This is a genomic window from bacterium (assembly GCA_035371905.1).
In the GTDB taxonomy this organism is placed as follows: domain Bacteria; phylum Ratteibacteria; class UBA8468; order B48-G9; family JAFGKM01; genus JAMWDI01.
In genome coordinates this window covers 1-7,747 of record DAORXQ010000069.1, presented here as the reverse complement: position 1 = coordinate 7,747, position 7,747 = coordinate 1, and the positions used below count along the sequence as shown (strand labels likewise).

8 protein-coding genes are annotated in these 7,747 nt (G+C 29.2%); 2 read left to right on the top strand and 6 right to left on the bottom strand.

Going from position 1 to position 7,747, the window contains the following annotated elements:
- Together PKV21_07360 and PKV21_07355 are read left to right on the top strand one after the other, a co-directional pair.
- Positions 1–288: TIM barrel protein (locus tag PKV21_07360; GenBank protein HOM27307.1), on the top strand; the 288-nt coding region annotated here is incomplete at its 5' end.
- Positions 288–1,946, top strand: coding sequence for a hypothetical protein (locus PKV21_07355; GenBank protein HOM27306.1), 1,659 nt, complete (start codon positions 288–290; stop codon positions 1,944–1,946). The genes PKV21_07360 and PKV21_07355, both read left to right, overlap by 1 nt.
- Here PKV21_07355 and PKV21_07350 read toward each other — a convergent pair.
- The 6 genes from PKV21_07350 to PKV21_07325 form a co-directional block, all read right to left on the bottom strand.
- A complete protein-coding gene (locus PKV21_07350) occupies positions 1,943–3,055 on the bottom strand; it encodes an iron-containing alcohol dehydrogenase (protein ID HOM27305.1) in 1,113 nt (370 codons plus the stop codon). The two genes, PKV21_07355 and PKV21_07350, sit on opposite strands and share 4 nt — an antisense overlap.
- 19 nt (positions 3,056–3,074) lie before the next feature.
- Entirely contained in the window at positions 3,075–4,367 is a 1,293-nt protein-coding gene (gene aroA, locus PKV21_07345; GenBank protein ID HOM27304.1) for a 3-phosphoshikimate 1-carboxyvinyltransferase, read from the bottom strand.
- A gap of 1 nt (position 4,368) precedes the next feature.
- The gene (gene aroF / locus PKV21_07340; protein ID HOM27303.1) at positions 4,369–5,391 is read right to left on the bottom strand and encodes a 3-deoxy-7-phosphoheptulonate synthase; all 1,023 of its coding nucleotides are present in this window, start codon (positions 5,389–5,391) and stop codon (positions 4,369–4,371) included.
- Positions 5,392–5,424: 33 nt separating this feature from the next.
- On the bottom strand, positions 5,425–6,495 hold the full coding sequence (gene pheA / locus PKV21_07335; GenBank protein HOM27302.1) for a prephenate dehydratase: 1,071 nt from the start codon (positions 6,493–6,495) through the stop codon (positions 5,425–5,427).
- Positions 6,496–6,505: 10 nt separating this feature from the next.
- The gene (aroB, locus tag PKV21_07330; GenBank protein ID HOM27301.1) at positions 6,506–7,576 is read right to left on the bottom strand and encodes a 3-dehydroquinate synthase; all 1,071 of its coding nucleotides are present in this window, start codon (positions 7,574–7,576) and stop codon (positions 6,506–6,508) included.
- A partial coding sequence (locus tag PKV21_07325) for a shikimate kinase (GenBank protein HOM27300.1) occupies positions 7,557–7,747 on the bottom strand: 191 nt, incomplete at its 5' end. The genes PKV21_07325 and aroB, both read right to left, overlap by 20 nt.

The following is a 7,747-nucleotide window of genomic DNA, read 5'->3' as shown; positions in this document are numbered from 1 at the left end:
CCGGCAAATTTAATTTTATATGGGAAAGCAAATCCAATTGATGCCGTTGAAATTTTTGGTGAGTATGTAAAAAGTATGCATGGAAAGGATGGACTTTGGCCAAATAGAGATGAATATCTTGGGAAGGAGGTACCTATCGGTGAAGGCATGGTTAATTTTCCTGTACTTTTGAGAAGGTTGAAAAGTAAAGGTTTTAAAGGACCAATAATAATTGAGAGGGAAATAAGTGGTGAAAAACAGATTGAGGATATAAAAAAAGCGATTAAATTTCTGGAACCATATCTCTAATGAAAAAAACATTACCATTTTTAGTTTTCTTTTTTGTTTCAATTATTCTTCTCTGTGATAATTTTAAAGACAGATTTGTTTGGGTTTTTGGATTTAATATTGAGAAAAATGAAGATTTGGAAGAAGTCAAGAGAATTTTAAATGACGCAAAGAAGAATGATTTTAATGGAGTAATACTTTCCGCAGGACTTGATTCATTGTGCAAAAAAGACGAAAGGTATTTTAGAAATCTTAAGGAAATTAGAGAATGTTGTGAAAAACTTAATCTTGAACTGATCCCGGCAGTTTTTTCTATTGGATATGGAGGAGGAGTTTTATCACATAATAAATATCTTGCAGAGGGTTTACCTGTTAAAGATGCTCTTTTTGTTGTAAAAAATGGAGAAGCAATTTTTATCTCTGAATTAAATGTTCAAATTCTAAATGGTAGTTTTGAAGAATTTAATGGAAATAGATTTAAATACTTTAATTTTCATGACCAGCCGGGTGAGGTAAGTTTTGTTGAGCAAAATATTAAAAAAAGTGGTAATACTTCTATAAGATTTGAGAATTTTACTGCAAATCCTTATGGTCATGGAAGAATAATGCAGGAAATTTCTGTTAAACCATATAGATGTTATCGTATGAGTATATGGGTTAAAACAGAAAATTTACAACCACAGGGATGTTTCAGATTATTAGTTCTCGGAGATAAAAAAGACCTTGCTCCAAGAAGTTTTAATTTACCACCCACGACTGACTGGAGAAAATTAACTATGATTTTTAACAGTCAGAACTTTGAAAAAGTTCGTGTTTATGCCGGTGTCTGGGGAGGAAAAACAGGTAAATTTTATCTTGATGACTGGATGATTGAAGAAATAGGACCAATAAATGTATTAAGAAGACCTGGAACTCCTATAACTGTCAGGAATGAAGGAAGTGGAGAAATATATAAAGAAGGAGAAGATTATGAACCATTAATAGACAAAAATTTTAACTTATGGACAAATTTTGACAGACCTTTTCCTAAAATTAAGATAACCCAGAATAGTCGTATAAAAAATGGACAGAGATTAAGAGTTAGTTGGTATCATCCGATGTTAATTTATGATAGTCAGGTAACTGTTTGTATGGCTGAACCTGAAATTTATGAGATTTTTGACCATGAAGCAAAGTTATTATGGGAAACTTTAAATTATAAAAAAGTTCTATTAAATATGGATGAAATTAGAATGGGAGGAACATGTGAGGCATGTTTAGGAAAAGATATGGCTGAATTACTTGGTGAATGTGTAAAAAAAGAAGTGGAAATTCTTCGTAAATATAATCCTAAAGCAGAAATTTATATATGGTCAGATATGTTTGATCCAAATCATAATGCAAAAAAGGACTATTATCTCGTTAAAGGAGATTTTACTGGTTCATGGAATTATATACCAAAAGATATTATTATTGCTGTATGGGGTGGAAGACCAAGAGAAAAAAGTTTAGAATTTTTTTATAATCAGGGATTTAAAGTTTTAATAGCGTGTTATTATGATGCAGATAATATGAATGATGTTAAATTGTGGTATGAAATATCAAAAAAATTCAATAATATAGTTGGTTTTATGTATACTACATGGCAGAGAAAATATGGATTTTTGAATGTCTTTAAAGATATTTTATGGAATAATTAAAAAGCAGAATTGATTATTTCTAAAAAATCATTTCTTGTTAATACAAATTTCATCTTCTTCATAGCCCTTTCACATCCTTTTATGGATAAATTAACAAGTTCTTCTATATCCTCTTCTTTTACTCTAATATCTCTCAATTTTGAAGGAAGTCCAATTGAAGTTATGAAGTTCTTAAGTTCTGAATTAGTTCCTATAATATTTTCAAGTTCCTCTATTTCTTTCTTATAATTATTTTTTTTCAAAAATTCAAGAATATAAGGTAAAAATAAGGAATTAGCAGTTCCATGGTGAGTGTTATATTTTATTGTTAGAGAGTATCCAATTCCGTGAACTATAATTGTCCCTGTTTTATTTATTGCATATCCCGCAAATGTTGAAGCAAGAAAAACTTTTTCTTTACTCTCTTTGTCTCCATCCACTGCTCTTTTTAAATTTTCTTTTAACAATTTTAATGACTCAAGAGAAAAGAGTTTTGAAACATAATCTGAAATTGTTGCAAGATAACTTTCAACAGCATGAGAGAAAGCATCCATTCCAGTGGCTGCAATAAGTTTAGAAGGTAAATAATCAAGTAAATCAGGATCTAAAATCGCAATTTTAGGCATAATTTTTTCACTGCTTACTGTCTTTTTTGTTTTTTCTTCTTTATCCACAATAACAGCATACCTTGTAACCTCACTTCCTGTTCCACATGTTGTTGGTACAGCAATAACTGTTAGTGGATTATTTTTATATTCTACTTCTCCAAAGTAATTTTTTAAAGAACCTTCATTTTTTGACATTACAGCAATACATTTCCCAGCATCAAGAGCACTTCCTCCACCTATTGCAAGTATTACATTACAATTTTCTTTCTTGCATAATTCAACACCTTCTTCAACATTTTCTATATCGGGTTCCGGATTAACATTTGAAAATACAGAATAATCAATGTTTTCTTTGTCAAAGATGTTTTTTATTTTATCCATTAAACCACTTTTATAAATGAAATTTTTACCGGAAACAATAAGAACTTTATTTCCGTAATTCTTTACAAGTGGCAAGTATTTCTCTATCCCATTTCTTTCAAAAAAAATTTTTGTCGGTGTGTAAAAGTAAATTCCATTCATTTTTGACCTCCTTCAAATTTTAGATAAACTCAAAATTGACTCCGAGATACTTAAATTTATCAAAAAATTCAGGAAATGAAATATCAACACATTCAGAATTTTCTATAACTATATCTCCTTCAGTTATGAAAGAAGCAATCACAAGAGACATGGCTATTCTGTGGTCATTCCATGAATTTACTTTTGTTCCCTTTAATCTTTTAACACCCTCTAATATAAATCCATCTTCTTTTTCTTCAATTTTGGCTCCAAGTTTTTTTAATTCAGTTGAAATTGATTTTATTCTATCCGATTCTTTAACCCTTAATTCTTTTGCACCTCTAACAATAGTTTTCCCCTCTGCAACACTGCCTAAAACAGCAATAAGAGGAATTTCATCAATTATATTCGGTACTTCTTCAGGCAAAATCTCGGTTCCTTTTAATTTTTCAGAATACATTATTTTTACATCTCCTACAGGTTCTCCTGAAATTTCCTCTTTTCTTAAAATTTCAAAATTTCCTCCCATTCTTTCAATAACATTTAAAAAACCAGTTCTTGTAGGATTTAAACCTACATTTTTTATAATTAAGTTTGAATCAGGAACCAAAATTGTACCTGCGATAAAATAACAGGCAGAGGAAAAATCCCCAGGGATATATATTTCTTTACCTTTCAATTTCTGATTTCCTTTAACAATTATTTTATTCCCTCTTTTTTCTATTTCTCCACCAAAATATTCAAGCATTCTTTCTGTATGGTCTCTTGTTTGATATGATTCTTCTATTATACTTTCTCCATTTGCAAAAAGTGTGGCAAGAATTATACAACTTTTCACCTGTGCTGACGGTATTTCCATTTTATATTTTATTCCTTTTAAATTTTTACCTATAATTGTCAAAGGAGCATATTTATTATTCCCTCTACCGTAAATTTCTGCTTCCATCATTGTAAGAGGTTTTATTATTCTATCCATTGGTCTTTTTCTAAGTGAAGAATCACCTGTTAAAACAGTATAAAGAGGTTTTGCAGAAAGAATACCTGAAAGAAGACGAATTGTTGTTCCTGAGTTTCCACAGTTAAGGATATCCTCAGGTTCTTTAAATTCACAGCCATTTATAACTAATTGATTTTCAACTTCCTCTATTTTCACACTAAGATTTAAAAGACAATTCAGGGTGGATAAACAATCTTTTCCTTTTGAATAATTTAAAATATATGTTTTTCCTGCTGATATACTTCCAAATATTAAACTTCTGTGTGTTATTGATTTATCTCCAGGTAGTTCAATAATTCCACTTATTTTTTCTGGTTTTCTAACAATAGTATTCATTTCACATTTTCTTTTTCATAATCTTTATAAATGGAGTAATTTCATCCATTAAATTTCCAAACATTTCAAGATTTAATGATTGAAAACCATCAGAAAGTGCTTCTTCTGGTTTTGGATGTACTTCAATTAAAAGACCATCCGCTCCTGCTGCTATTGCTGCTTTACTCATCGGAATAACAAGGTCTCTTCTTCCTGTTCCATGGCTCGGGTCAACAATAACAGGTAGATGTGTTTCTTTTTTTAATATTGGTATAGCACTTAAATCAAGAATATTTCTTGTAAATTCAGAGTCAAAAGTTCTCACTCCTCTTTCGCATAAAATTACCTGATTATTTCCTTCTTTTAAAATATATTCTGCACAGTTTAAAAATTCAGAGATTTTAGCAGAAAAATTTCTTTTTAGTAGCACAGGTTTATTAATTCTTCCAACTTTCTGTAATAATCTGTAATTAAACATATTTCTTGTACCAATTTGTAAAATATCACTTACTTCACTTACAATTTCAACTTCTTCAGGAGACAAAACTTCGGTGATTACCGGTATTTTTAACTCTTCTTTTATTTCTTTTACTATCCTTAATCCTTCAGGTCCCAATCCAAGAAAGGAATAGGGAGAAGTTCTTGGCTTGAATACAGCACCTCTTAAGATTTTTACTCCCTTTTCCTTTATATATTTACCTGTAGTTAAAAGTTGTTCTTTATTTTCTACTGAACAGGGACCAGCCATAACAACAAAATAACCTTCTCCTATTTTGATTCCATTTACATCTATCACGGTATCTGAAGGATGAAAATCCCTGCTTGCAAGTTTATATTCTTTTAAAATACTTATAACTTCACTTACACCTGGAAGAATACGAAAAGTTTCATCAGAGACACTTCTTGTATCTCCGATAATTCCAATAATTGTTCTTTCAGTTCCTTTACTTATATGTGCTTGAAATCCAAGTTTTTCTATTTTTTCAACAACTTTTTCTATTTCTTCTTCAGTTGCACCCTGCCTCATTATGATTAAATCAGCCATATAAACCTCCTTCTATTATTTTTTACTTCCATATTATCCTCCTTCTTTTGGATATGAACCAAGAATTTTAAGAAATATAGTTGATTTTTTTACCTTTTCCAGCGCTTTTTTAACATTTGGTTCATCTTTATGCCCTTTAAAATCAACAAAGAAGACATATTCCCATGCTTTTTTCTTACTCGGTCTTGATTCAATTCTTGTTAAATTTATACCTTCTTTTTTGAATGGAACAAGGATATCGTGTAAAGCACCTATTTTATCTTTTATTGAAAAAAGAATAGATGTTTTATCATTTCCTGTTTTTTCAGAATAATTTTTTCCAACCACCAAAAATCTTGTAACATTTTCTCTAAAATCTTCAATTCTTTCAGCAATAATATTCAGGTTATACATTGAAGCAGCAATTTCTGATGCAATAGCAGCAGATTTTTTTTCATTCAATATTTTTTTTACAGCACTTGTTGTACTTTCTGTTTCATATATTTCTGCATCGGGTAAATTCTGACTTATCCAGTTTCTACATTGAGCAAGTGCCTGTGGATGAGAATATAATTTTTTTATACTATCTATTGAATTTTCTTTTGAGAGCAAAAAATGATGAATTTCAAGGAGTATTTCAGAAGTTATCTTTAAATCACTTTCAATGAAAACATCAAGAGTATGGGTAACAACACCTTCTATTGAATTTTCAATTGGAACAACCCCATAATCTGCTCTTTCTTTTTCCACTTCTTTAAATACTTCATCTATGGTCTTTGCTGATATATATCTTGCTTTTTTTCCGAATTTATTTAATGCTGCTTGATGTGTGAATGTTCCTTCAGGACCCAGGTAAGCGACAACAATTTCTTTAAACATTCCTCTATAAACTTTAAAAATCGTTTCCATTATAACTTCTATATCTTCTGGTTTAAGTATCCCTTTATTCTTTTTAATTAATCTTTCCAGAATCTTTTTTTCTCTTGATGGGTCAAATAATGGTTTATTTTCTTTATTTTTTATTTCAAAAACTTTTTTTACAAGTTCTGCTCTTAAATTCATCAGTTCAATTAATTTTTCGTCTATCTCATCTATTTGTTTTCGTATTTTTTCAAGTTCTTTCATTTTTTTCTCCTTATAAAAGTTCTTTCAAAATTTTTAATATTTCATTTTCCTCAATTATGACTCCTAAACTTACCTTCCCTATTTTTTCCGGTAATGTAAATCTTATTTTGTTTTTTCTAACTTTTTTGTCATGTTTCATAAATTCAAGAATTTTTTCAAAATTTATTTTACTAAAAGAATTTGATAATTTAAATTTTTTTGCAAGGTCTTTAATTCTTAAATAGGTTTCTTTATCAGACAATCCTTTTTTATAAGCAATATAACTTTCTCCTATCATTCCCAGAGAAACACTATCTCCATGTGAGAATTTTTTTATATCTGAAATTTCAATTGCGTGTCCAAGTGTATGTCCAAAATTGAGGATTTCTCTCAAACCCTTTGTTTCTTTTTCATCCTTTTCAACTATATCCACTTTAATCTTTATGCTCTCCATTATCAGAAATGCAAAATTGTTTTCAATTTCTTCTTTTTTTATCTGTTCAAGTTTTTCAAAAATTTTTTCATTTTTTATAACTCCGTATTTAATTATTTCTGCAATTCCCTGTTTGATTTCCTTATAAGGTAGTGTTGAAAGTGTTTTAAAATCAATAAGTATAAAAGATGGTTGATAAAATGTACCTATAAGATTTTTCCCGAAAGGCAAATTTATACCTGTTTTTCCTCCAATTGAAGCATCAACCTGAGCAAGTAATGTAGTGGGTATTGTAATATATTTAATACCTCTTTTATAAATGGAAGATACAAAGCCACCAATATCACTTATAACTCCTCCACCAAGATTTACAATTGTATCATTTCTGCTTATTTGTAAATCAGAAAGTTTATTTATAATTTTTAAAACTGTATTGATATTTTTCTGTCTTTCTCCTTCTTTGATAAGTATTTTTTCCACAGTTCTATTTTCTTTTTCAATTGATTTTCTTACCTTTTCTCCATAAATATTAAAAACTCTTTGATTGCTTAAAATAACAAATTTATCCCCAAATTCACCATCTCTTATTTTTTCTCCTGTTTTTTCTATTGATTCTCCAATATAAATATAATGAGTGCTTTCACCAAGTTTAACTTTTATTTTTTTCATCTTCTTTTTTGATTATTTCAATTATTCCCTCAACAATTATTTCTACTGGTTTTTTAGTTGTATCCAGTATATAATCTGCCTTTTCATAATAAGGTTTTCTCATTTCAAGCAATTCTTTAATTGTTTCAATTACATTTCTTGATTTCATCAGTAACGGTCTATCCTTTTTTG

Bases quoted from the DNA above. Each gene is read 5' to 3' on its own strand.
- aroB (HOM27301.1), bottom strand. From the start codon at position 7,576: ATGAAAAAAATAAAAGTTAAACTTGGTGAAAGCACTCATTATATTTAT.
- pheA (HOM27302.1), bottom strand. From the start codon at position 6,495: ATGAAAGAACTTGAAAAAATACGAAAACAAATAGATGAGATAGACGAA.
- PKV21_07355 (HOM27306.1), top strand. From the start codon at position 288: ATGAAAAAAACATTACCATTTTTAGTTTTCTTTTTTGTTTCAATTATT.
- aroA (HOM27304.1), bottom strand. From the start codon at position 4,367: ATGAATACTATTGTTAGAAAACCAGAAAAAATAAGTGGAATTATTGAA.
- PKV21_07350 (HOM27305.1), bottom strand. From the start codon at position 3,055: ATGAATGGAATTTACTTTTACACACCGACAAAAATTTTTTTTGAAAGA.
- aroF (HOM27303.1), bottom strand. From the start codon at position 5,391: ATGGCTGATTTAATCATAATGAGGCAGGGTGCAACTGAAGAAGAAATA.